At 40.3% G+C, this 22,749-nt stretch carries 25 protein-coding genes; 4 read left to right on the top strand and 21 right to left on the bottom strand.

Annotated elements, in window-relative coordinates:
• Nucleotides 1–479: 479 nt before the first annotated feature.
• The 6 genes from H7992_RS10525 to H7992_RS10500 form a co-directional block, all read right to left on the bottom strand.
• Nucleotides 480–2,252, bottom strand: a complete 1,773-nt coding sequence (locus H7992_RS10525; RefSeq protein WP_187047500.1) for a hypothetical protein — start codon at nt 2,250–2,252, stop codon at nt 480–482.
• A gap of 76 nt (nt 2,253–2,328) precedes the next feature.
• Nucleotides 2,329–2,496, bottom strand: a complete 168-nt coding sequence (locus H7992_RS10520; RefSeq protein ID WP_187048043.1) for a hypothetical protein — start codon at nt 2,494–2,496, stop codon at nt 2,329–2,331.
• Between the two features lie 430 nt (nt 2,497–2,926).
• Complete coding sequence (locus tag H7992_RS10515; protein ID WP_187047499.1) at nt 2,927–3,466, bottom strand: DJ-1/PfpI family protein; 540 nt, start codon at nt 3,464–3,466, stop codon at nt 2,927–2,929.
• A 275-nt stretch (nt 3,467–3,741) separates the two neighbouring features.
• Complete coding sequence (locus tag H7992_RS10510; RefSeq protein WP_187047498.1) at nt 3,742–4,251, bottom strand: GNAT family N-acetyltransferase; 510 nt, start codon at nt 4,249–4,251, stop codon at nt 3,742–3,744.
• Between the two features lie 296 nt (nt 4,252–4,547).
• Complete coding sequence (locus H7992_RS10505) at nt 4,548–4,997, bottom strand: DinB family protein (protein WP_067213912.1); 450 nt, start codon at nt 4,995–4,997, stop codon at nt 4,548–4,550.
• 391 nt (nt 4,998–5,388) lie between these two features.
• Entirely contained in the window at nt 5,389–5,610 is a 222-nt protein-coding gene (locus H7992_RS10500) for a hypothetical protein (RefSeq protein WP_255428683.1), read from the bottom strand.
• Nucleotides 5,611–6,544: 934 nt separating this feature from the next.
• Between H7992_RS10500 and H7992_RS10495 the strand changes: the two genes are divergently transcribed.
• Together H7992_RS10495 and H7992_RS24695 are read left to right on the top strand one after the other, a co-directional pair.
• The gene (locus tag H7992_RS10495; protein WP_082786542.1) at nt 6,545–6,688 is read left to right on the top strand and encodes a YjcZ family sporulation protein; all 144 of its coding nucleotides are present in this window, start codon (nt 6,545–6,547) and stop codon (nt 6,686–6,688) included.
• Between the two features lie 686 nt (nt 6,689–7,374).
• The gene (locus H7992_RS24695; protein WP_255428640.1) at nt 7,375–7,647 is read left to right on the top strand and encodes a tyrosine-type recombinase/integrase; all 273 of its coding nucleotides are present in this window, start codon (nt 7,375–7,377) and stop codon (nt 7,645–7,647) included.
• A gap of 94 nt (nt 7,648–7,741) precedes the next feature.
• Here H7992_RS24695 and lepA read toward each other — a convergent pair whose 3' ends face one another.
• Genes lepA through gpr form a run of 3 tightly spaced genes read right to left on the bottom strand, consistent with a single transcriptional unit; the run spans nt 7,742 to nt 11,550 of the window.
• Nucleotides 7,742–9,565: a translation elongation factor 4 gene (gene lepA, locus H7992_RS10485; protein WP_067208324.1), complete on the bottom strand. Its 1,824-nt coding sequence runs from the start codon at nt 9,563–9,565 to the stop codon at nt 7,742–7,744.
• 55 nt (nt 9,566–9,620) lie between these two features.
• Nucleotides 9,621–10,463 (bottom strand): stage II sporulation protein P, encoded by an 843-nt coding sequence (gene spoIIP, locus H7992_RS10480; RefSeq protein WP_187047496.1) that lies wholly within the window; start codon nt 10,461–10,463, stop codon nt 9,621–9,623.
• Between the two features lie 43 nt (nt 10,464–10,506).
• Complete coding sequence (gene gpr / locus H7992_RS10475; RefSeq protein WP_067208319.1) at nt 10,507–11,550, bottom strand: GPR endopeptidase; 1,044 nt, start codon at nt 11,548–11,550, stop codon at nt 10,507–10,509.
• A 348-nt stretch (nt 11,551–11,898) separates the two neighbouring features.
• Between gpr and rpsT the strand changes: the two genes are divergently transcribed.
• Nucleotides 11,899–12,150, top strand: coding sequence for a 30S ribosomal protein S20 (gene rpsT / locus H7992_RS10470; protein ID WP_067208317.1), 252 nt, complete (start codon nt 11,899–11,901; stop codon nt 12,148–12,150).
• Between the two features lie 61 nt (nt 12,151–12,211).
• Here rpsT and holA read toward each other — a convergent pair whose 3' ends face one another.
• Nucleotides 12,212–13,228, bottom strand: coding sequence for a DNA polymerase III subunit delta (holA, locus tag H7992_RS10465; protein WP_067208314.1), 1,017 nt, complete (start codon nt 13,226–13,228; stop codon nt 12,212–12,214).
• A 373-nt stretch (nt 13,229–13,601) separates the two neighbouring features.
• On the opposite strand from holA, the gene H7992_RS10460 reads away from it, so the two are divergent.
• The gene (locus H7992_RS10460; RefSeq protein ID WP_082786541.1) at nt 13,602–13,736 is read left to right on the top strand and encodes a YqzM family protein; all 135 of its coding nucleotides are present in this window, start codon (nt 13,602–13,604) and stop codon (nt 13,734–13,736) included.
• A 54-nt stretch (nt 13,737–13,790) separates the two neighbouring features.
• On the opposite strand, the gene H7992_RS10455 is transcribed toward H7992_RS10460, so the two are convergent.
• The 11 genes from H7992_RS10455 to H7992_RS10405 form a co-directional block, all read right to left on the bottom strand.
• Nucleotides 13,791–16,082: a DNA internalization-related competence protein ComEC/Rec2 gene (locus tag H7992_RS10455; RefSeq protein ID WP_187047495.1), complete on the bottom strand. Its 2,292-nt coding sequence runs from the start codon at nt 16,080–16,082 to the stop codon at nt 13,791–13,793.
• A complete protein-coding gene (locus tag H7992_RS10450) occupies nt 16,079–16,642 on the bottom strand; it encodes a ComE operon protein 2 (RefSeq protein WP_067208309.1) in 564 nt (187 codons plus the stop codon). The genes H7992_RS10455 and H7992_RS10450 overlap by 4 nt, the downstream gene beginning before the upstream one ends.
• A 159-nt stretch (nt 16,643–16,801) precedes the next feature.
• On the bottom strand, nt 16,802–17,473 hold the full coding sequence (locus tag H7992_RS10445; protein WP_255428639.1) for a helix-hairpin-helix domain-containing protein: 672 nt from the start codon (nt 17,471–17,473) through the stop codon (nt 16,802–16,804).
• A 241-nt stretch (nt 17,474–17,714) separates the two neighbouring features.
• Nucleotides 17,715–18,455 (bottom strand): class I SAM-dependent DNA methyltransferase, encoded by a 741-nt coding sequence (locus H7992_RS10440; protein WP_187047494.1) that lies wholly within the window; start codon nt 18,453–18,455, stop codon nt 17,715–17,717.
• A complete protein-coding gene (rsfS, locus tag H7992_RS10435) occupies nt 18,452–18,799 on the bottom strand; it encodes a ribosome silencing factor (protein WP_067208302.1) in 348 nt (115 codons plus the stop codon). The genes H7992_RS10440 and rsfS overlap by 4 nt, the downstream gene beginning before the upstream one ends.
• Before the next feature lie 4 nt (nt 18,800–18,803).
• Nucleotides 18,804–19,367, bottom strand: a complete 564-nt coding sequence (yqeK, locus tag H7992_RS10430; protein ID WP_067208299.1) for a bis(5'-nucleosyl)-tetraphosphatase (symmetrical) YqeK — start codon at nt 19,365–19,367, stop codon at nt 18,804–18,806.
• A complete protein-coding gene (locus H7992_RS10425; protein ID WP_187047493.1) occupies nt 19,333–19,926 on the bottom strand; it encodes a nicotinate-nucleotide adenylyltransferase in 594 nt (197 codons plus the stop codon). The genes yqeK and H7992_RS10425 overlap by 35 nt, the downstream gene beginning before the upstream one ends.
• Nucleotides 19,927–19,941: 15 nt before the next feature.
• Nucleotides 19,942–20,232 (bottom strand): ribosome assembly RNA-binding protein YhbY, encoded by a 291-nt coding sequence (yhbY, locus tag H7992_RS10420; protein WP_067208293.1) that lies wholly within the window; start codon nt 20,230–20,232, stop codon nt 19,942–19,944.
• A gap of 6 nt (nt 20,233–20,238) precedes the next feature.
• Nucleotides 20,239–21,066, bottom strand: a complete 828-nt coding sequence (aroE, locus tag H7992_RS10415) for a shikimate dehydrogenase (protein ID WP_187047492.1) — start codon at nt 21,064–21,066, stop codon at nt 20,239–20,241.
• Nucleotides 21,067–21,079: 13 nt separating this feature from the next.
• Nucleotides 21,080–22,180, bottom strand: a complete 1,101-nt coding sequence (gene yqeH, locus H7992_RS10410) for a ribosome biogenesis GTPase YqeH (RefSeq protein WP_187047491.1) — start codon at nt 22,178–22,180, stop codon at nt 21,080–21,082.
• 2 nt (nt 22,181–22,182) lie between these two features.
• Entirely contained in the window at nt 22,183–22,701 is a 519-nt protein-coding gene (locus H7992_RS10405; protein WP_187047853.1) for a YqeG family HAD IIIA-type phosphatase, read from the bottom strand.
• Nucleotides 22,702–22,749: the final 48 nt, after the last annotated feature.

The following is a 22,749-nucleotide window of genomic DNA, read 5'->3' as shown; positions in this document are numbered from 1 at the left end:
TGACTTACCTCTTGCCCTGGTACTCTTCTTGACTAACTAGCATGCATAAGCATCAGGAAGACCTTTTCAATCATCTCTTTTGATTAATTTCTACAGTCTTTTCCTCCTCAGTTGCAAGAATCTGTACTAAATTGCAGATTAGTATACATCATCTTTCAAAATCCCCCCTCATCCCAATTAACACGGAGTCACCTTTCTCTTTATGCGTCTTATTAGCATGTGGAGGATTCTCTGCACCTGGGCCTTACCGCCACTGATTACAATTCCGATAGTTCCGTTGTATCAATATTCAGTACCCCTTGGGAATTAATCTGCAATTCTTTCATTTTCTTAAAGAGGCTCCATTTATTAATCAATATCAAACCAGCTAGGTTTTGTATCTTTCAAGGATTTCCCTACCTCATTAATATCACTCAGCTTAGCGGACCACCTTTCCATTCAATAGCCTGTGTCAAATAAGGTATCCGCAATAAACACTCTTAGCAATTTGATGTGAGTCCTCTTTCTAGTAATCCAGCTAAACCATGAATACCTCGATGAGAAGTTTTAGGAGAAATCCGGATATAACCTCGAACTGCAGAAATATTAGCAGGTGTGTTATGTAAGTTGTTGAATTCACCAGTTGCAATTACACGATCATTGATTTCTTTGAATAAATCAGCATCACCATTAGATGCAAATGAGTATAAGAAACCAGTTGGCTCTGGATTATCTAAATTAACTCTATCGACAAAATCAACGAATGTTGGATAAAGTCCATTAGTTTCTGTTGCACTTGCATTCTTAATGTAGTTTTGGAACTGACCAAGATAAGCTGTTAATGCTAAACCATCATCAGACTTAGATGCATGATGCATTGCGATAGGATTGTTAAGTGTTGTGTTACTTAGCTTTCGACGGTACTCATGACCAAGCTGTTTGGCAACTGTGAAAGCAGTCCCACTTAATTGAGGTGCAGTAGCATATCGATCAGTTACAGTTTCGGTTCCAGATGCATGTGACAGCCATACTAATGCCATAGACACGTATGAATCGTAACCATTTGAGCCTAAGTAGCCTCTCATATGATCTTGAGAGTAATAAGTATTCCCATCGGTAGTACTTGAAGCGTTCAACTGAGAAACAGAAGATACACCAAGTTCAGTAAGACGAGCCTCAGATATTTGAGAAGAAATAAGAGCGAACGTTTGACTTACACCACCAACCCCAAGAGCAAGACCGATGATCGAGCTGAAAGTTGTTGGATTTCCGATTTTGTTAAGGTAGTCAGGGAATTGTTCGAAGTATTGATTTAATTGACCAGTACGTAATGGTGAGTTTGTAGAAATTCCACTTAACAGTTCAGATGTTTCAATAGTCCTGAGTTGTGACTTTGATTTTCCTAGTCCAACTACTAGATAATAAGCCAATGAAGCAATGTGCGTGTAGATCGTGTTTAGTACACCAGTTGCTGCTTTGAAACCATCAGTTGTAGAAAGATCTGTAGCAATACCAATATCGAAGATTTGTAAGTCAGAAGAACCGTAGTTCTCTGCTAAACGAGCAATAGTAGTATGTGTAAAATCAAAGTCAGAAGTAGCTTGATTTTTCTCGGTAAATTTAGGGTTTTGAGCATAATAAATTGCGAGCTTTTGGAACATAATTTTTGCCCCTTCTTCTACATGAGTTCGGACTGTAGGGTCTAGGGATGATAGTAAAGTTAAATTAGCTAAGATGTTCGTATATCCCACTAAAATAAGACCAAATCCCGGATCTGTTTCAAATCCACCATCAATATAGCCAAGATCTTTTGAGTAGTTATCTAACGTCGGTTCAATAATACCATCTGAAACCGTCGGAGTTGAAAAGTACTTATTGCTTGTAGATACTCCATTGACTATTTCTTTCGAACCCGTAACACCGCTTGTGTTTTTAGTATAGCCAGTGATAGTAGGCGCTAGAGTAATGAAAGTATAAGACTTAGTCCCAACATGTGATCCTACACCAGAGACAGTTTCACCATTAATAATGGCTTCAATCTCTTGAAGGACCCCGGATTTTGTTCCCTTATCAGTAGTTTTTTCGTATAAAGCTGTTAGGAAAATTAATTGATGACCGATACGTTGTAGGGTCAAAGCAAAAAATCCAGTTTCGTTTAAACGTGATTTAAAAATACCAGCTTGTTCATGACGAGCCTGCAACGGTGAAAAGCCTTTTTCAAATTGTTCATCGAATACTTTACGTGACTCTGCAGCTGTTTCAAAATATGTCAAAATAAAATCTCTCCAATTCTATATATATTTTCAGAAGATAAAGTCCATTGCTTGTTTGTATTGAACTTAATTACTTTCAACGATGGCTCGTAGAACCAAAATCGCTTTCCTTTTGACGTTGTAGAAATTTCATGCGTGGATCGTGTAGAAATTCTTCTTCTAGGAATGTTCTGCCCATACACAACCATTTTGACATTTCATTGATATCCCAAAACCTCGCGATTAGCCTCGTCCATTTTTCCATTCAAGTACTCTCTAATCAGATCCTAGTCAACTTCTACTCTGTCCTTCGCAATCGGCATGCAACCTTCATCTCCTTTTTACCCACGATACAGAATATACGTTCGTATTGCAAGTAAATAAAAAACACCTCGTGAGAGCTGCTTTTTTAGATAAATTTATTTAAACGATTCTAAAATTATTAACTTCATCTTTAGTGATTCCGTTTTCAGAGCACAGCTCATTTATTGCTCCTAATGCCCTAGACTTACTTGACTCGGCCTGATGTTGCGTAATCCAATTATCACTATCCAAGTTAAAAGCTGATTTCAACGATGGCGGTATAATCCTATAAAGCATTAAAATCCCAAATCCTAATTATGTGTCAAATGGAACAACTTCACCTAAAACTAGTGCTATAGTGATATTTTTTCATTAATTTCAATTTTATTACATTATTCCGAATACCATCTTTTATCAAATTCCAGGTTTAACGCTTTCCCTAAATATTCTCCAAATCTAACAAATCCTCTTCCTCTAGCTGTAATTATGTTACCATCCTGTACTACAATCTGTTCTGAATAATTCTCCAGGTTAAAGACACCGGATTTTTCCATGTTTTCTTTTATAATCCCTACAGTATATTTTTTATCTCTTAAAACACCCGCTTTTGCTAATAAGAATGGAGAGCTAGATATACTTGCAATCACCGTTTCTTTAGTAACTACTTGTTTAATGAAATCAACTATTCTTTCTTCTTCATATAGCGACATAATATCCATACAACCTGGTAATAAGAGGCTATCTATTTCTTCGAAATTAATTTCATCAACAGTAGCGGCAGCTACACAAGATAACCCTGACTCACCTTTTATCGGTTGTTTGTTTAATCCAACCGTAATAACTTGTTTTTTCCCTTGCATTAATATAGATAAGGCTACAGTTAGTTCATACTCACTGAACTGTGGATACAATAAAACAGCTGTTTTTTTCACTAAGATTCCTCCTACTTAATATCTCTACTTAACCATACAAAGTATTGTACTTTTATATAAAAGTACACTTTCCTCCTTCAACCAACGGGCAAGTTTGGTGAAGGAGGAGAAGGTTTGGCTACATGAGATCAAACCCTAAAACCATCTATTTGATCGTTGAACGAGTTTGTATACGCAATACACAACAGGTTTATACAACTCCGGTTCACGAAAGTCGTCATCCCCTAATTCTCCCTTTAATTAAATAAGAAAAAGAAGTTTGTTTTAAAAAAACATTAAATATTTCGGCAATATCTCAATGAAGTATATCTTTCTCCATCAACAATTCCATGTCCATCAAATTCATGATTAAAAATAAATCCTTTTGCCTCATAGAAAGGAATTCCTTTTTGATTTTCCTTCGCAACGGAAACCCATTGTTCCGTTGCATTAAGCTCTTCTTTTTGTTGTTTGGTAATAGCATCTAATATCATTGTGCCAATACCTTCGTTACGTCTAGCAGGATTTAGATACAATACAAAAACTTCTCCAGAGGTATCCTCAATCATACCCCCTCCACCAGCCCCAATCACTTCACTCCCTTCTATTGCAACAAAATATCCTCCCCATTCCTTACTGGTTTCTAAAACCTCTTTTAGTATTCTTTCATGATTATAAAACTCTTTAATTATTCCTTTGATGTACATTTCAGAATGTGTTTCGCTGTATGTCGCCCAATAACCATCACTACAAACTTTTGATATTCCCTCAACATGATTAGGTTTGGCTTTTATAATATGTATCATAATTAATTCTCCTTTCGAATAATTAACCATCACTATTAAATATAACATTTATTGAATTAACTGCCCCGTCAATTAAAGAAGAACTGAGCTTTGTTCCCTATTCAATCTTATAAATATGAATACCTCTCTATTTCGACATACAAAAAAGCGACCTATCCATAATCAAATCTCCGGGCAGTTCTTATTTAACTCTTCCACAGACAACTGGACAAATAAAAAGACCGTCAATGGACGATCTTTTTATTTGTCCGACTAAATCACCCTTTGGTGCAACAAGGTTTAGATTAGGAAACAGTCTAATTATTTAATTTTTCATTTATTTGTTGTACGTGGTGAATATCATGTTTTAAAAAAATTTTTATAAAACATTCTACTGTGAACTGTCGTTTGCCTTTGCCAATTGTAAATCTAACATTACCCTCTTCTTTTGAGATACTTTCGATAAGTTCTTTTCGTGTTACAACGAAAGCACTTATAATAGATTTTACTGATTGGCCACTTAGAAATGATATTGCTTCCGCATTGTGTTGGTCATGGTTTGGATATTCCGGCAAGGTTGCTCCATTTTTCATTTTCGGAACCATTATTTCCAAATTATACTTATCCCAATAATATAAATGCCCTACAATTTCTCTAATCGACCATTTTTTCTTACTAATAGGTTCAAGTAGCTGGGATTCTTGTATATCTTTTAATTTCGAAATGTCATCAATGGTTTTTTCGAATTGGATTAGTGTTTTATTCATTTTTCCTCCTAAGTAAATATTATTTACCTCCCAGAATCCAATTGTACTTGTTGAACAAGAACAGAACAACGTTACTATATTCGTCCTTATCCATACGAATACCTCTTTAATTCGACAAACAAAAAAGCCCCTCGCGAGAGATGCTTTTTTCTGGGTAAAAGATATCAACTTATTTTTTGTCGAATGTTCTTCTTCCAAATAATTATTAATTATTTTCCTATGTTCATCGGAAGTTGATCCGAATTTATTATTAGGAATATTTATAGAAGTTAATATCCCTCTATTTCTACTACTTCAGACTTTTCGTTGCTATTTTTCAATAAATTCGGCGGTTTCGGGTTATTAAGTTCGGTCAACAACTTAGCAATACGGCTTCAACAGTCTGAGTACCTTACTCGCCGTTGATCCTATGTAGGTATTTCTTACCATTCCAATCACAATGCCATTTCACACGATCAATTCCCCATCCGTATAGCTTCAAGACTTGAGCGACGTATTCAACAGTATTTTCTTCTGCAGCTAAATACTTCTGTTCACCACTTTCGCTGTAATATATTTCAATTCTGATGGATGCTCGATTGCCTTTGCCCTTACCATCCCTTGCATGATAAATACTACGTGTAAAAGGAATGGCTTGTACAGCTTGCTTGTCATCAATGGATACGTGAAAAGCCTACAATTGTGTCATTGCGAGTCATAGATGGCGCTACGTCGTATACATGATCTTTTAAAGCACCTTCTCTAGCTATTTTACCTGACATTCCTTTTTCGTAATTTGTGGAGATTGCTAAACCACAAATGGGATACAAGACCGGATAAAAACGAGATTTTGGAATGATGATTCCACTCCTGGTGTTGCTCCCTTACTTTTGCAAATCCCAGTTTTGACGACAATTAGTGAGTAGCTGCAAAATCACACCTATCTCCTTCGCAATCGCTGCATACTTCATACCGCTTCCCTCATTTCGTTTACCGCTTCTTCAGTAATTTCAGCAGGTTCTTTCCTCGCCACCTTTTTCACTTTTTCCACTTCTGCTTCAGAACATTCAATTATTGAATTCAATAACTCCTGACCGATTTCACACGTGTAATCAACCGCCCCGCAGCCGCATATATAGAGCGTGCTTTTATTATTACTTCCGACACCCTTACACTTTTCACATAACTCTTTTTTCAATGACTCAAGTTCAGCTAGTGAGTTCAGAAGAGCTTGCCGCAATGAAGCTGATTATTGTCTGCGCTGTTTTCTTTTTGGAATGGATGGCATATGGATTCACTCTTCCGTTGGTACATGAATCTCGTTATCCTGCAGTGAGTGGCACTTATTTTGGTCCTACTATTTTTATTTCTTTCTGAGTTGAATCCCAAGCATTCTTAATATATTTGAATATACTATTTAAGAGCTGTAGGTACACATGCGCGCTCTCTCTCACACTCGCTCATCGTGCCTACAGCGAATAAAGAATATTTTTTTACTAAACAAATGAACCAGACAATCGATAATTACCGGCATAGAATGAATTAATTCGTTTTAGGAGGTGTACTTTATGGGTTATGCAGGTTACGGATACGGTTGCGGACCTGAAAATCGTTCAGGGTTCGGTTCAGGATTTGCCTTACTAATTGTTCTGTTTATTCTTTTGATTATTGTTGGCGCATGTTTCTTAAACAACGGAGGAGACGACTGTTGAGTTTTGAGCTGATTACCAAATTTCGTTTCCCTTCCCTGTAAGGAATTAGCAGTACCTTCCCTTTATAAGTCAACAGTCCAGGAGTTAATACCATTTGGTACGGGGTACTACTTTTCTATGGAAACAGCACCCACTACTAAAATCCAGTCATTTAGGATATAGTGGTGACATATAGTTTTGGGTTACCCCCACTTTTTGCTCACTTTCTAAGTTACAGCTTAGAAAGTGAGTTTTTTATTTCACGACTTTTAAGTATTTCGGCCGTGGTTTTCTTGCTTTTTGTATTTCATCAGTATCATTGTTCACGAGGATCTACTTACCATTGTCGTCCTCAGTCATCGTTTAAGTAGTGATGTCTTTCTCTTCAAGGAACTTCCTTCCATGATTCCTTTGCCGCCTTCTAAATAGCGTATATCACTCATGATGTCCATATTTTCAATCGCGAAGAAACTAATTTTCCAGTTGTGAAATCCCCAAAAAAATTCTGATAGAGGTACGCTAAGGATTGAACAGGCAATGATTAACAAAGAAAGTGTTTGGGTTCTAGATTCAACAAAGACCGCTTCCTCAGAAAGAGACATTCATATTGGTCAAACCTTAGTGAATATATTAAAAAACACCGCATTTGGCTTGTAAAGAATAAGCTGAAATACGGTGCTCACTATACTGAATCAAATCATGTATGCGTGAAAGAATGTGGGAGCATCGTCACGCCGTCTGTTATTAAATATAATACACAAAAAATGCAAGAAAAACTTGGAATTGAATTCAACTTCCATTCGCTACCCCACATTCATGCCACGATGCTCATGGAGAACGGCGCAAAGGTGAAGGACATCCAAGCGCGCCTTGGTCACAGTAGATCTGCCATTACGATTGATACCTACTCACATTTAACGCAGAAGATGCAAAATGAGTCAGTAGATATTTTCGAACAAGCCATGCGAGATTTAAAATAATCTTGCCCCCAGACTTTTTCTTATGGGTGCAACACGGGGGCAAAACACAATATTATCAAGTTTACCGAAACCTTAAACGTGATACCTACAATCCTTAATCCTCGTCCATCTTCAAGACAGCCATAAATGCTTCTTGAGGCACTTCAACCGATCCTACTTGTTTCATACGTTTTTTACCTTCTTTTTGTTTATCAAGAAGTTTACGTTTACGGGAGATATCTCCGCCGTAACATTTAGCAAGAACGTTTTTACCCATTGACTTGATTGTTGAACGTGCGACAATCTTTTGTCCGATAGCTGCCTGTACAGGCACTTCAAACTGTTGTCTTGGGATTAGTTTACGTAACTTTTCAACAATCGCTTTTCCGCGATCATATGAGAAGTCTTTGTGGACGATAAAACTGAATGCATCGACGTGCTCGCCGTTTAGGAGAATGTCCATTTTGACGAGTTTCGATTGTTTGTAGCCAATCAGTTCATAGTCAAGTGATGCATACCCTTTCGTACCAGATTTCAATTGGTCAAAGAAGTCATAGACGATTTCTGCAAGTGGCAGTTCATAAATGATATTGACACGTGTTGAATCCAGGTAGTCCATTGTCATGAAGTTCCCCCGTTTATGCTGGCACAGTTCCATAACAGAACCGACATATTCGTTAGGCACCATAATAGATGCTTTTACATATGGTTCTTCAACATAATCGACTTTTTGTGCATCCGGCATCATTGCAGGGTTGTCCACTTTCATTTCAGAACCATCTGTAAGTACGACATTATAAATAACACTCGGTGCTGTTGTGATCAAGTCTACATTGAATTCTCGTTCAATCCGTTCCTGAATAATCTCCATATGCAAGAGACCAAGGAATCCACAACGGTAACCGAAACCAAGTGCTTGTGATGTTTCTGCTTCGAATTCAAGTGCTGAGTCATTCAATTCTAATTTCTCAAGTGCATCACGCAGTTCATTATATTTTGATGTATCAATTGGATATAGTCCACAGAACACCATCGGATTCATCCGGCGATAACCAGCTAGCGGTTCGCTTGCAGGGTTTTTCACGCTTGTAATCGTGTCCCCAACTCGTGTATCTCCAACATTCTTAATCGAAGCGGATAAATAGCCAACGTCTCCGACAGTCAATTCATCTCGGGGTGATATTTTTGGTGTGAAGACACCTGTTTCAAGTACCTCGAAATCTTTACCAGTCGCCATCATGTGAATCTTATCGCCTGGCTTAACCGTACCTTGCATAATTCGAATATTAACAATAACCCCTTTGTATGGGTCATAATGCGAGTCAAAAATAAGCGCTTGGAGCGGAGCATCCGGATCCCCCAGTGGAGCTGGAACCTTTTCTACAATCTGTTCCAAAATATCTACGATTCCGATACCTGCTTTTGCCGATGCAAGGACTGCTTCTGAAGCGTCCAGCCCAATAACATCTTCAATTTCTTTTCTCACACGTTCCGGATCTGCTGCGGGTAAATCAATTTTATTGATAACCGGTAAAATTTCAAGCTCATTATCAATTGCCAAGTAAACGTTTGCCAGTGTTTGTGCTTCAATTCCTTGCGCCGCATCGACAACAAGGATTGCACCTTCACAAGCTGCAAGGCTTCGAGACACTTCGTATGTAAAGTCGACGTGTCCTGGCGTATCGATCAGGTGGAATGTGTATTCCTGCCCGTCTTTAGCTGCATACGTCAACTGCACCGCATTCAATTTGATTGTGATTCCGCGTTCTCTTTCAAGATCCATCGAATCCAACGTTTGTGTCTTCATTTCTCTTGCTGTTAACGTTTGGGTTTGTTCTAGAATACGATCCGCCAATGTTGATTTCCCGTGATCGATATGAGCGATGATGGAAAAGTTCCGGATATTCTTTTGACGTGCTGCTCTCTGTTCATGATTCATAGTCAGTTCACTCCTATTTTAGCTATATGAATTATAGCAGTGAACCGCGCATACTTCAATATTCGGCACGATTAGAATTTTCAATGACAGTTGTAGCCGCCTTCGCTAAGACAGCAATTGTTCGATTTAGTTGATCTTCAGTGTTGCCGATTCCTCCTAGTTCCACGACAAGAAGAGACGGATCAAGGTCCTGATTATACTTTCCATCAACACCTGGCCCGTGCTTCATGACTAGGTTTCGTGTTATCCCCGGTACAAGCAGTTCCATTTCATTCTTCAGTAGCACAGCATTTGCTCGATTACGCTCAAAGTTCGAATGTTCCATGCCTATAACAAATGCCACTTTCGCATATTGTTCATCATTGAACGCAATTGTTGTTATATCCGGACCAGCCGAATCCCTGTGAAGATCGATTATCAAATCATACTTTTTTTCCTGTATTTTCTTCTTGACATGTGGTCGGATTGCATTATAGGCACCGGTATGGGGCACCTCTACAGCTATCATATCCGTTTCAATTCCGTTGAATTGTAGTTGCGTTTTTAATTTCTCACCAAATTTTGTAATGTTTTCAGTTTGGTGGGATACAGTGATTTTTCCTTCTTTCGCCTGTGTCACAGGTTTAAAGGCTTCGTGGTAATGGGTGAAATAGAGTAACGCTTTCCCTTCTGCCTCTGATGCTTGTATTGGCATTAGCTCCGACTCTGGTTCTGGTTCTGGCTCTTTTTCTGTTTCTGTTTCCTCTTCCAAAATATTTGCGGCGTATACCATGTAAGTAGACTCTTTCACGAGATTAGAAGATTTCGCCGACTGTCCCTTCGGAAATGTTGTGATAATCATTGGAAACAGGAAGAGAAATAAGATAAGTGTGCCCCATATTTGCAGTGTTTTTTTCAAATGGCATCCCTCCGTGTTCCAACTATATGCGTTGGAACACGAGTTAATGACTGTTTTTTATAGTCGAAATCCAGTTCGTCAATGAATCGGCAAGTGATTCCGCATAAAGTGAAACCCATGAATCAATCTCTTTCGGAGAGACAAATGTCCGTAATTCATGGTTCGTCAACACTTCTTCAAACAACTGGATACGGTCTTCGTGCGGCCACGTCGCCCAATCACCAAAGATTGGTAGCAGATTAGCTCGGTCAGCATCCTTATTTTCAGTGTGCAGCCACGGCGTAACGGAAAGTCTTGATGAAGGACTGTCCTTCTCCTCTATTTTTGAAGCAATATAACCAAACATGGAATTGATGGCATCCGCTATTAGAACAGGACCGTCAACGACAGTCGGAATTCCGATTGCGATTACAGGTATTCCAAGTACTTCTTTTGAAATCTCTTTACGGCTATTGCCAACACCAGATCCTGGATGGATACCCGTATCCGTCAATTGAATCGTTCGGCAAAGCCTTGAACTATCTCTTGCCGCAAGTGCGTCGATGACGATAAGTAAGTCGGGTTTTATTTCAGTAACAAGAGCTTTTACAAAGTCCGATGTTTCCAAACCCGTTTGAATCGTCACACCAGGCGCATAGACGAATACTTCGCTGCCCTCTTCGGAATAATAGCCAGGCACAATATCTCGCAACCTGTCCATCGTCAGTGGGCCCACAGCATCGGGCGTGATGTCACGATTGCCAAGACCTATTAAAAGAATCTTTCCCGTTTTGAGCGTGGTAATATCCACAAGGATTTCATCCAGTTTTTCGATTAACACACGCGACATATCAGCAAGCCCTTCTCGATCATCCGCTGTAAGTGCCGGAACTGTCAGCGTAATATAAGTTCCCTGCTTCTTCCCGATCTTTTCCTCACCTTGCGCATCGACTTTTACAGAAGTCACAATGACCCGACCTAATCTTTTTTCGCCAAACAAAACCCCATCTGATTCTTTCAACTTATTTTTGTCATCCGCCGTCCGGTGACGGACTACTTCTTCACTCTCATCTAGAAGATCCGTTCGATAAAAATCATACTTCTCCATACAATCACCTCACCTTTAAGTTTGTGCGATGTGACTCAGAAATATTCTTTGTTCTTTGATTAATTATCCTGTGTCCAGCAGCTCTATGCTCAGGGCCGACAGAACGCTACGAACTACGCCACCACTTCTTTAAATTTCTAGTTGCTGGGGAATTAATAAAAATCTCGACTTGTAGATATTTTCTAACATAAGGATTTCACGTCCAGTACTTGATGGGGCTGAACAGATGCTTGCGCATTTGTTCTTGCAATCTGGCGCTTGATTTGATAAAATAATGCTTGTTGTGAAAGAGATATCCGAAACTTCGTGGAAACACTCTTGCTTTACCTGAAACTGGAGGTGAATGAAATGCCAAACATTAAATCTGCAATCAAACGCGTAAAACAAAGCAATGCTGCGAACGAGCAAAACTCGAATACAAAGCATGCGATGCGTACTGCTGTACGTAAAGCTGAAACTGCTCTTGACGCTAAAGACGAGAACGCTACTGGCCTACTAAGAGATGCGATCAAAAAAATGGATACTGCTGCACGTAAAGGCCTTATCCATAAAAATACTGCATCACGTCAAAAAGCACGTCTTACTAAAAAAGCACTTTAATTTTCAACCTAAGAAAGGCCGCCCGATTATCGGACGACCTTTCTTTTTTTATTGTCATTTTTTATTTTCTCAACGGCTCCATAAAGAACAACTCCAGAATTCGTTCTCTTTTCCCACTAGATGATTTCAATTTATAGTCAATGGCCGCAAGCTTACTTAAGATCAATAGCAAACGTTCAGAACTTGGCAGACTTCTATTCTCCATCATTAATTTCACACGGTACGGATGAACACTTAACGTTTTTGCAATTTGATGTTGCTGGTATCCTTTTTTCTGAAGTAAACCCACATGGACCATGAGCCTAACTTGACTTGCAATAAGTGAAGTCAACATGATTGGCTCTTCACCGTTACGTAATAAGTCATGGTAGATGGCCACGGTATTCGACACTTTTCCAGAAACGTAGGCATCTGTTAATCGGAAGACATCCATTTCTGGAGTCCGTGGTACGAGCGACTCAATTACATCTGCCGTAATATCCCCATTACCATTCAAATAGGTAGCCATTTTACCAATTTCAGATGACAAAGCAAGCAGGTCATCCCCCGCCATTTTCACGAGAAATTCTGCTTCAGTTGGTCCAATTCGTGATCCATTTGCCCCCGCTTCCTGCTGTATCCACGTGAACAGATCCTTCCCTTGCAGTCGTTTTGATTCTATGACAGTCGCATGTTCTTTTATTATTTTGGTAATCCGTTTTCGTGCATCCAGTTTTTCATATGGTGCTATAAATACAACCGTTGCCGTTGGTGAAGGATTTGCCAGCCAAGCTTCCAACAGCTCCAAATTATGTGTCACTTTCTCTCTGGTTTTATCTGATGCTTTTAAAAATGATGCGTTTCCAGCTATAATTAATTTTCGATCTTCAAGGAATGGTAGTGTATCCGCCTCTTCAATGACTGCTTCTACAGGTGTCTCATCCAAATCAAACCGAATGACTGATGCAGCATCAATGTCAGGTAATGCTTTTTTCAGCCGTGTAATTGTGGAGTCGAATAGATGTTGTTCGAGACCAGTCAATAAGTAGACCGGATCGATTTCCCCAGCAGCTATTTTTTTCCATATTGCATTTGCCACATTATTCACCTCTTCCAAATCGATTACGCCTCAGCGCAATTTCGTCCAAATTTTTAATTGCACTTGTGCCCGCAGGACCCGGCGAATTTAGTCTGGGTTCCCCTAATCAGTAAGAAACTTGCCCACCATCGATGTATAAGCGTTTTACCATTCATCCCACTGCTTATAATAGGGGGAACTTCTATATCTGACGCTTCGCTTTCAGTACAAAAAAATTGCTGAATCAAATTAAATACATTCCAATTATACAGTATAGCAAAACGACTGTATGGACAAATTGTGTCAGTTCCAGCCGGACATGTTTAAAAAGTTGATTGCTATGGATTTTTACCATGGAATCATCTATACTATAATGGAATCAGGAGGTGTAGCAATGAATGAGTTTGAACATGATGTACAGTCCAAACGTAATGATTTAATCGATTCAGGAATCGGCTTTGTAGTCGCTTTCGTAGCATTCTCAGCTATTTTTGTTATTGCTACTATAATCGACGTAGTCGCTGGCTAATATGTTTGAAAAAAACGGACAACACATCCTATCCAGGGTGTTGTGTTCGTTTTTTTATTTTTTCATACTCGAAACTTCGAAATGATCTTTTTTAACAGTTACAGTAACCGACCCAAATTCAGCGGTTGACATTGTCGGTAACCCCTTCTTTTCAAACGTTGCGACGACCTCAGGATGAGGATGTCCGTATCTGCTGTTTCGACCTGCCGAAAAGATGGTTAGTTCTGGACGAAGCACGTCGACAAATGGCTCCGTACTCGATGTCCTGCTGCCATGATGCCCTGCTTTCAAAATGACGGGACCGAAATCAGAATGCCCGTAGTCGCGAAGAAATTGAGCTTCTCCCTCTTTTTCCATATCTCCTGTCAATAAAAACGAAGGTCCCGATGTTTTCATGAAAAGGACAAGTGAACTTGCATTCCCATCATATTTCCCTTCTTTAGGTGCCACATAATGAAAATTCGAGCTCCCTTTTGTCCAAGAGACTCCTTCTTTCATCGACAACATCGGAATGCGTTTGTCCCCTACAATCTGTATGATTTCTTTCATCGCTACTTCAAATTCACTTCCTGGTGCAATATGAATTTCACCAACTGTCAGCTCTTCTAAAACTTCATCTGCCCCTTCCATATGATCCGCATCGGCGTGAGAAATAATTAGTTTATCAATTTTTGCAATACCTCGGCCTTTCAAATAAGGAACTACGATTTTTCGACCTACTTCAAACTGCTTTGTAGGCGTTTTCCAATTCGGGTCGCCAAATGTAATGGTTCCGCCCGCGTCAATCACATATACCGCTTGCCGATAAGGCAATTCGATAACGATACTGTCCCCTTGTCCGACATCTAAAAATGTTACCTTTAACGAGCTGTCCATGTACGGTATGAAATGAATGACGAGTGCAGGCACGAGCACAATTGGCAACGACTTAAAAACATTGGCCCCTTCTTCACTGCGCATAAAGAACAGCAAGACTCCTGCTACAGCTATAGATGTCCAAAGCGCATCCGGTTTTCCTGGAGTCCATAGTTGATAGGGTAAAGAAGATATCCAACTTGTTACTCCTCCTACGATTTCCCTGAAAGGCTCATATACCATGAATAATAGACCAGCAACCTTCGGCAATATCGATGTCATGATTAGTAAAACAATGTTTGCTGGCAAAATAATGAGTGAATATAGAGGTACATAAGCAAGATTAACAACAAATGATGAAATCGACAGCTCATGAAAATGAAATAGTAATACTGGATACAAAGAAAGTTGGCTGATTGACGTGACGAGAAACGATACACCAAAAGCAGTCTTTGCCTTGGCTAAAATACCGGAAGAATAGACGAGTGAACAAGCTGCCAAGTAAGACAACTGAAAACCTGGCTGAAATAGAACAAATGGTTGATAAAGGATAAAACAAGTTGCACTTATCGCCAGTGCATCATCCAGTCTCACCTTCACCCTCCCTGACGACGCGAGAAGGACGAGTATAGTCACCGATACCGCACGCCAGACAGAAGGTGCCCCTCCAGCCATAACGGCATACAGAGGCAACAGTGCCATAACAAGTGTATCAATTGTTTCTTTCCTTATAGTTGCTCTTAGTAGCAATTCCCGCAACATGAATGTCAGCAGTCCGACGTGCAACCCTGAAATCGCAAAAAGATGTGTAATGCCAAGCGTCCGATAATTTGATGCCAGTTCTTCATCCATCCCGCTTCGATCACCAATAAGCAAAGCTTCAGCTTCCACTTTCAGCGTCTCTGGGAATGTAGCCCCGATATGATTTTTCACTTTCCGCCTCTGTCCAGATAATCGTGTCCTGATACCAGAATTTTTTTCTACCTGAATAATCGTCTCCGATTCAAATATCCCTGATGCTCCATACATTCTCATATACTTCGTCATATCGAAAGAATAATCATGTGAAGGAATATCCGGTTTGCGAAATGAACCTGACATCGTGAATGTCACGGACGGTATATTCATCTCAAGAAAACGAGTTTTTTGTTGTTCACTGCTAATTGTATAGATGGCGTAAACTGTTTCACCAGTAGAGGTTTTAGCAAATCCCTTCATCTTGCCACCATCAATTTTCACATTATCGGTCCAAGTGATGCTAAGGGTTGCATCGCCGGATTCTTTGATTATAGGAATCGTCGCTGAAATATAGAAAAAAGAGAAGGTAGCGGTCGCAACCGCGAGGATAGGTGTGAGGAAATCTTCTTTTCTACTCAAGAAGATGGGAAGAAGAAATAAATTACTGAGTAATAGATAAACCGGACCGTATACAGCAAATGCTGATACGGCGACCGGGATTGCTAAATACATGAAACGTACACGTGAAATCATTTGTCGAATAAGCTATCCACCCTTTTTTTATAGGGGGCAAGTTCTTCATTCCCAGCGCCTAGTGCCTGCATTTTTAGAAGCATTTCATTGATAAGTTCTAACTTACTTTCGCTGGAAAAGTCGACTTTCTTTTCATCGAACGGAATATGCTGAACGGAAACATCCGACTGTGTAAATAACTTTAATGCGTATTCGTCGTTTTTATAATCTGTTGCATAGATGACATGCTTAATGCCTGCTTGAATAATTGCTTTCGAACATTGTAGGCATGGGAAGTGCGTCACATACAGCGTTGATCCTGCAACAGGTATGCCATACTTCGAACATTGCAGCAATGCATTCATCTCTGCATGGATTGTCCTCACACAGTGGCTCTCAATGACATAGCAACCATGGTCAATACAGTGGTCTCCCCCTGATATGGAACCGTTGTAGCCGCCTGCAATGATCCGGTTATCTCTGACAATTGATGCTCCGACAGAAAGTCTTGTACATGTACTTCTTACTGCTAATAGATGGCACTGGGCCATAAAAAACTGGTCCCACGTTATTCGCTCCATTGTGAATGCCTCCAATATTTATTTCGTTTAGTATGTTTCCCTACTATATAGGCTATATGAAAGATTCCACTCCATACCGCTTCGGCTACCCCTGGAAGGCGCCTACGCTAAGCTCTTATATGAAATTCAATAGTTCAATTAATATAGAATGTACTCCATTTAATTCACAGTAATCTGAGATTCTAGTTTTTCAAATGTTTTCTGACCGATTCCAGACACTTCCATCAATGATTCCGGTGATTTAAAATCGCCATGATCCGTTCGGTATTGAACAATTGCTGCCGCTTTTGAGGGTCCCACACCTGGGATCGTCATCAATTCTTTTTCATCCGCGGTATTAATATTGACTTTTCCGTCATCTTGGGGCGCACTTGCACCGCTTAATGGAGTGAAAGAAATATCTAGTACTTCTTCTCCAATGATCGGTACATAGACGACGAATTCATCCGCCAGTTTCATAGCATGGTTCAACATTCTAGAGTCAGCGTTTGGTAAATAGCCGCCTGCTGCGTTTATAGCATCTATCAGGCGGTCTCCATCTTGCATCGAATAGACACTGGGGTGCCTAACAGCGCCTTTCACATCGACAACGATGGGAGCTGGAGCAATTTGAATACTACTTACAATTTCTTCTTCAATCTTTTCTTCAATCAATTCAGGGAATGGGTTTTGTTCGCTCATGACAAACGTATTATCGTCAGCCTGTCCTTTGGGGAAGAACAGAAAAGCGGATATGACAGCGATTGCTGCAATTGGGGTTATAATCTTACGCCATTTACCGGATACAAACGAAAGAAACAGTACAGTCACCCTTTCTTCGGCGGCATCCATATGGAGTACATTCAACTATAAATGAATGCCGACCAAAAATCAAATCTGCCTTGGCGTATTTGCGTCCAGATCAAGTAAAGAAGTTAGCCAAAGAACGTCGCATCCTTGCGACAATGGCTAACTGACCTGCATCACGCAGGCCTGACCTTGCTCGATAATTCATCTGAAAATCTGTGACATCCGTCGGAGGCTTAATTTTATTCAGTGAGGGCTAACCCCTCACCGAATAAAATGAAAAGGTTTATTTTCTGACTTGGAAAAATATTCGTTCGCTTTCTTCGTGTGGCGCTTCATCTTCCCAATCTGCAAAAATCCGTTCAATCGAAAAACCTGTGTCCATAAGCATATCTGCATAGTCACTTACTGGAAACGTTCGTTGCGTGTGAACCTCATCAAAACGCCTATACAACCCACTTTCGCTCTTAACGAAAAAAGCCAGTTCAGAATAAACGGAGTGAAGTTCTTCGCCTTCTTCCGTTATCCATATGTATGTTATTCGACCATTATCAAACGTAAAAGGACCTTCCATGAAGATGACATCCGTTTTAAAAGTTGAATGGACATCAAAGATCAATTTTCCACCAACCGCAAGGGCCGAATGGATTTGCCGAAATGTCGACAGCACATCTTCACGATTCGATAAATAGTTTAACGAATCAATGGCGATAACCGCGATATCATAGTCCGCAAACCCCTCTAGCTGTTGCATAGGTTGTTCGATAAATTGCACAGGCAAAGAAAGCGACTGTGCACGCTCTTCTGCCATCACTAACATGTCGGCAGAAAGATCGATCCCAGTCACTTGTGCTCCTTGCTTAGCAAGTTTCATGGATAAAAGGCCTGTTCCACATCCGATATCTAGCACACGTTTACCATCAATCCCCCCTGCCGCTACATCAATAATATCAATGTAGGCGTCATAGGGAATATCGGTCATTAGTTCATCGTAGACAGAAGCGAATTCGGAATAAGCCTGATTCATCTTTCTTCAGCCATGTCCAACATTGGTGCGTCTCCCCAAAGCTTTTCAAGGTTGTAGTAACCGCGTTCATCTTTATGGAATACGTGAACGACAACATCGCCTAAATCAACGAGTACCCATCTTGCCATATCCATTCCTTCGATTCTTTTTGTAATAAATCCAGCTTCAGAAGCTTTGTCAGCTACTTCTTTTGCAATTGCTTGGACTTGGCGTCCTGAATTTGCATGACAGATAATAAATTGGTCCGCGATAAGTGATACCCCTTCCATATTCAGTACAACAATGTCCTCGCCTTTTTTATCGTCGATTGCTTTATAAGCTGTTTCTAGTAATGTAGTAGTCATAATTTCACTGTTCCCTTCTTATTAACTGATTGTAACAGTCTATTGAGTCCGGAAAAACCGGTACTCTTTTATTCACAAGAAACTGCACTGACTGATAAATGCAAGCTTCCATTGCTGTATCAAGGTTTTCTTCAGCTTTTACTCTTAACTCATCCACTCCTGGAAAGCTGCGTCCAGGTTCAATCATATCAGAAACATAGATCAACTTTTCGAGCGGGGACATAGTCGCCCGACCGGTTGTATGATAGCGGATTGCGTTTAGGATATCCGCGTCACTAATCCCAAATTCATCTCGTGCGATAATCGCCCCAACTGGAGCATGCCACAACTCATGATGAAATGACAAGAGCCGTGAATCTTCGTTTGCTGTGTTTAAAACATGATGCAGGTCAGCCTTGTCCATGAATTTTGCAATATCATGAAATAGCGCCGCTTGCTCAGCTTTAATCACTGGAAGTCGATACTTCTCAGCTAATCTTTTTGCCGTTTCCGTTACCCGTAAAACGTGTTCATAACGTTGTTTCGGCATACGTTTAGCGATTTCTATTTTCAACTGTGCAACTTCCATACAAACCCTCCTCGCGAATAAAAGCTTCCACTGCAGGCGGGATAAGCAATTGGACGGCACCATTCTCAGAAAAGCGTTGTCGAATCAATGTTGAAGACAACTCAATTTGTGGGATATCCACCATAATGATTGGATAATACGTTGTTCCGTTAGTCCCTGGACGTCCAACACCTACGAAATTGACAAGCGTGACAAGTTCTTCAATCCGGTGCCATTTAGGCAACAAATCAATCATATCACCCCCGATTATAAAGTAAAATTCAATCTCCGGTTCAATTTGTGTCAATTGTCTCATTGTATCAAACGTATAAGAAACACCGCCACGTCCTACTTCAAAAGCAGACACAGTCAAGCCATCAATAGCCATCACAGCAAGTTCCACCATCTGCAAACGCTGTTCAGCAGTCGCATCACCAGGTGCAGTTTTATGCGGTGGAACCGCCGTCGGCATTAATCGAACTTCATCAAGACCGAGAGATTGCTTTACTTCATTCGCAACAATCAGATGACCGATATGAGGCGGGTTAAATGTACCGCCAAGAATGCCAATCTTTTTCATATGGGCTTACCTCACTTATGGAAGTTCGATCCGTTTTTTCTCAACTGATTCTTTATATAAAACAATGATCTTACCGATAACTTGAACGACTTCAATGCCTACTTGTTCTTCAAGTTTCGCTGCAATTTCATTTTTATCTTGGTCACAGTTTTGTAGAATTGTTACTTTGATTAATTCTTTTGCTTCAAGCGCTTCTTCAATCTGCGTGATGACCGATTCTGTTAAACCACTTTTACCAATATGGACAAGTGGTTGTAGACGATTCGATTCGCCGCGAAGAAAGCTTTTTTGTTTATTAGTTAACATAGTTATTTATCCTCCAAGAGTTGTCGTTATTTTGTCAATCATAAATCCTGTTTCAGGGCGGACTTCTGTCCATGTCTCGAACGCAAGCGCTCCTTGATGGACGAACATGCCGACCCCATTCATTGTGCTTGCTCCCCTTTTACGGGCTTCTGCAAGGAATGCCGTTTCAAGTGGGTTATAGATAATATCAGCAACAACAGTTCCTTCAGACATATTTTCCGGGTTTAAAGGCATTCCTTGTTGTGAAAAGTTCATGCCAACGGATGTCGTCTGGACGATTAAACCAAATTCGGCTAAAGATAATTCTGCCTCTGCTACCGATAGAACCGCCGAATCGGTTAGTTCAGTTGCTAATTGTACGGCTTTTTCCAGAGTACGGTTCGTGAAAAAGATAGGGCCGTATCCCGCGGAATGAAGTGCAAAAGCGATACCGCGTGCAGCACCGCCTGCTCCGATAACGAGAACTTTTTTATCCTTACACTGATCAGCACAGGCTTCTTCCAAAGACTGGACAAATCCCTTACCGTCCGTATTGTAGCCCACAAGTGTGCCATCCTCGAGTACGTGGACAGTATTTACAGCGTTCATTTGTCGCGCGGAAGAATCCAACTGATTAAGAAACGGGATAATAGCACTTTTATGCGGAACAGTGACGTTAAATCCTGAACAGCCTAAGTTCTTTAAGCCCTCTACTGCTTCCCGGAGTCTGTCTTCAGTTACATGTATTGGGATATAGGCTGCGTCTATACTTTCTTCATCAAACCAAGCTTCGTGCATGCTCGGAGACATTGACTGTTTGATTGGATCTCCGATAACCGCATACCACTTTTTCATAATGAGTCCCTCCTTAGATTAATGAAGGACGTAGTACAACGTCTACCCCACGAGGTGCATGAATTGCGACTACTACATTAGGATGCTGAATCGTGATCCAACCTAGCCCTGAAATTACAATGTCTGTTTTCGCTTTTTTAATCGAAAATTCATGACGGACAAATGGTGGTAACGTTTCAAGTGATTCACCAGACGGCGGCGCTAGCATCCCACCAAGGTGTTCTTTGTACAAATGATCCGCATTGGAAAGCTTTGTCCGGTGAATTGATAATTCATTCGAAACATGAATTGTAAACGACGAACGGTCACCAGAAATAAAGTCAAAACGTGCAAGACCAGCGATATATAGTGTCTGTTCAGCGTTCAGCTGGAATACTGACGGTTTCAATTCTTTTTTAGGTGTGATTGCCTTCAAATCATTTGCATCCAAATGATGTGCAATCTGATGATGATTAATAATACCAGGTGTATCATAAATTGCTTTGCCATCTTCAAATGGAATTTCAACAAGATCTAAAGTTGTTCCTGGGAAATGAGAAGTCGTAATTACTTCTCCAATACCAGTCGCCCCTTTAATGATGCGATTGATGAACGTTGATTTCCCGACGTTCGTGCAGCCGACTACATAGACGTCTTTCCCACGGCGATGTTTATCAATCGCTGTGAGTGCTTCTTCCATTCCTTTGCCTTTATGAGCAGAAACAAGTAAAACATCAACAGGTTTTAAGCCAAGTTTAGCCGCTTCAGCTTTCATCCAGTTGATAAGACGGTTCGGGTTAATTGATTTCGGTAAAATATCTGCCTTATTACCGATTAATAAAATATCTTTATTGCCAACAAAGCGGTGCAGACCGTTTATCCAGCTACCATTGAAGTCGAAAATATCGACGATTTTAACGACCAAACCGTCTTTTTGACCAATACCATTTAAAATAGCGAGGAAATCATCGCCCGATAATGATACGGGTTGTAATTCATTATAATTGCGCAGTCGGAAACAACGCTTGCAAATAACGTCTTCTTTTTCTAAAGAAGCTGGTGGCGTATAGCCTTCCAATTTCGGGTCTTCAGTCTGGATTGTTATTCCACAACCGATACATTTAATTTCTTCCAAGCTTATTCCTCCCACTTAATCAAGCCACGGCGTTTCAATCCCGCCATGATCCTTCTTTCAATCTTCCTGTTGAAATTCGTAATAGCGGCGTCTGACGTCGCGACAGGCACTACGAGTATCGTATGTAGCCCTTTTCTGTTACCGCCGAGTATATCGGTTAGCAACTGGTCACCGATGACGACGACTTCCTCTTTTTTGACGTTCATAGAAATGAGTGCCTTTTGGAATGATTTCCGCATTGGCTTACGTGCATCATTTATGAATGGAATGCCAAGAGGTTCGCAAAAGGCTTTAACACGCATTTCATTGTTATTTGAAACAATGGTAACCTGTATGCCCGCATCTTGCATTGATGTTATCCATTCGATGATTTCAGGTGTTGCATCCGGCCTGTCCCACGCGACAAGCGTATTGTCCAGGTCCGTGATTACCCCTTTGATTCCTTTATCTTTTAATAATTCAGGTTGAATATGAAAAATGTCTTTTACATACTCATCTGGTAAAAAATACTTATACACGATATCCACTCCGATATAGTACTTAATCTGAAACGATTATAACATAACAAT

It is taken from the genome of Sporosarcina sp. resist (genome assembly GCF_014302295.1).
GTDB classification, from domain to species: domain Bacteria; phylum Bacillota; class Bacilli; order Bacillales_A; family Planococcaceae; genus Sporosarcina; species Sporosarcina psychrophila.
This window is presented reverse-complemented; position numbering and strand designations above follow the sequence as displayed.

Bases quoted from the DNA above. Each gene is read 5' to 3' on its own strand.
- yhbY (WP_067208293.1), bottom strand. From the start codon at position 20,232: ATGTTAACTAATAAACAAAAAAGCTTTCTTCGCGGCGAATCGAATCGT.
- H7992_RS10495 (WP_082786542.1), top strand. From the start codon at position 6,545: ATGGGTTATGCAGGTTACGGATACGGTTGCGGACCTGAAAATCGTTCA.
- rpsT (WP_067208317.1), top strand. From the start codon at position 11,899: ATGCCAAACATTAAATCTGCAATCAAACGCGTAAAACAAAGCAATGCT.
- H7992_RS10455 (WP_187047495.1), bottom strand. From the start codon at position 16,082: ATGATTTCACGTGTACGTTTCATGTATTTAGCAATCCCGGTCGCCGTA.
- gpr (WP_067208319.1), bottom strand. From the start codon at position 11,550: ATGGAGAAGTATGATTTTTATCGAACGGATCTTCTAGATGAGAGTGAA.
- H7992_RS10425 (WP_187047493.1), bottom strand. From the start codon at position 19,926: ATGAAAAAGATTGGCATTCTTGGCGGTACATTTAACCCGCCTCATATC.
- H7992_RS10510 (WP_187047498.1), bottom strand. From the start codon at position 4,251: ATGATACATATTATAAAAGCCAAACCTAATCATGTTGAGGGAATATCA.
- H7992_RS10460 (WP_082786541.1), top strand. From the start codon at position 13,602: ATGAATGAGTTTGAACATGATGTACAGTCCAAACGTAATGATTTAATC.
- rsfS (WP_067208302.1), bottom strand. From the start codon at position 18,799: ATGACTACTACATTACTAGAAACAGCTTATAAAGCAATCGACGATAAA.
- H7992_RS10505 (WP_067213912.1), bottom strand. From the start codon at position 4,997: ATGAATAAAACACTAATCCAATTCGAAAAAACCATTGATGACATTTCG.
- H7992_RS10450 (WP_067208309.1), bottom strand. From the start codon at position 16,642: ATGGAGCGAATAACGTGGGACCAGTTTTTTATGGCCCAGTGCCATCTA.
- H7992_RS10440 (WP_187047494.1), bottom strand. From the start codon at position 18,455: ATGAATCAGGCTTATTCCGAATTCGCTTCTGTCTACGATGAACTAATG.
- yqeK (WP_067208299.1), bottom strand. From the start codon at position 19,367: ATGGAAGTTGCACAGTTGAAAATAGAAATCGCTAAACGTATGCCGAAA.
- lepA (WP_067208324.1), bottom strand. From the start codon at position 9,565: ATGAATCATGAACAGAGAGCAGCACGTCAAAAGAATATCCGGAACTTT.
- aroE (WP_187047492.1), bottom strand. From the start codon at position 21,066: ATGAAAAAGTGGTATGCGGTTATCGGAGATCCAATCAAACAGTCAATG.
- H7992_RS10445 (WP_255428639.1), bottom strand. From the start codon at position 17,473: ATGGATGCCGCCGAAGAAAGGGTGACTGTACTGTTTCTTTCGTTTGTA.
- H7992_RS10520 (WP_187048043.1), bottom strand. From the start codon at position 2,496: ATGGAAAAATGGACGAGGCTAATCGCGAGGTTTTGGGATATCAATGAA.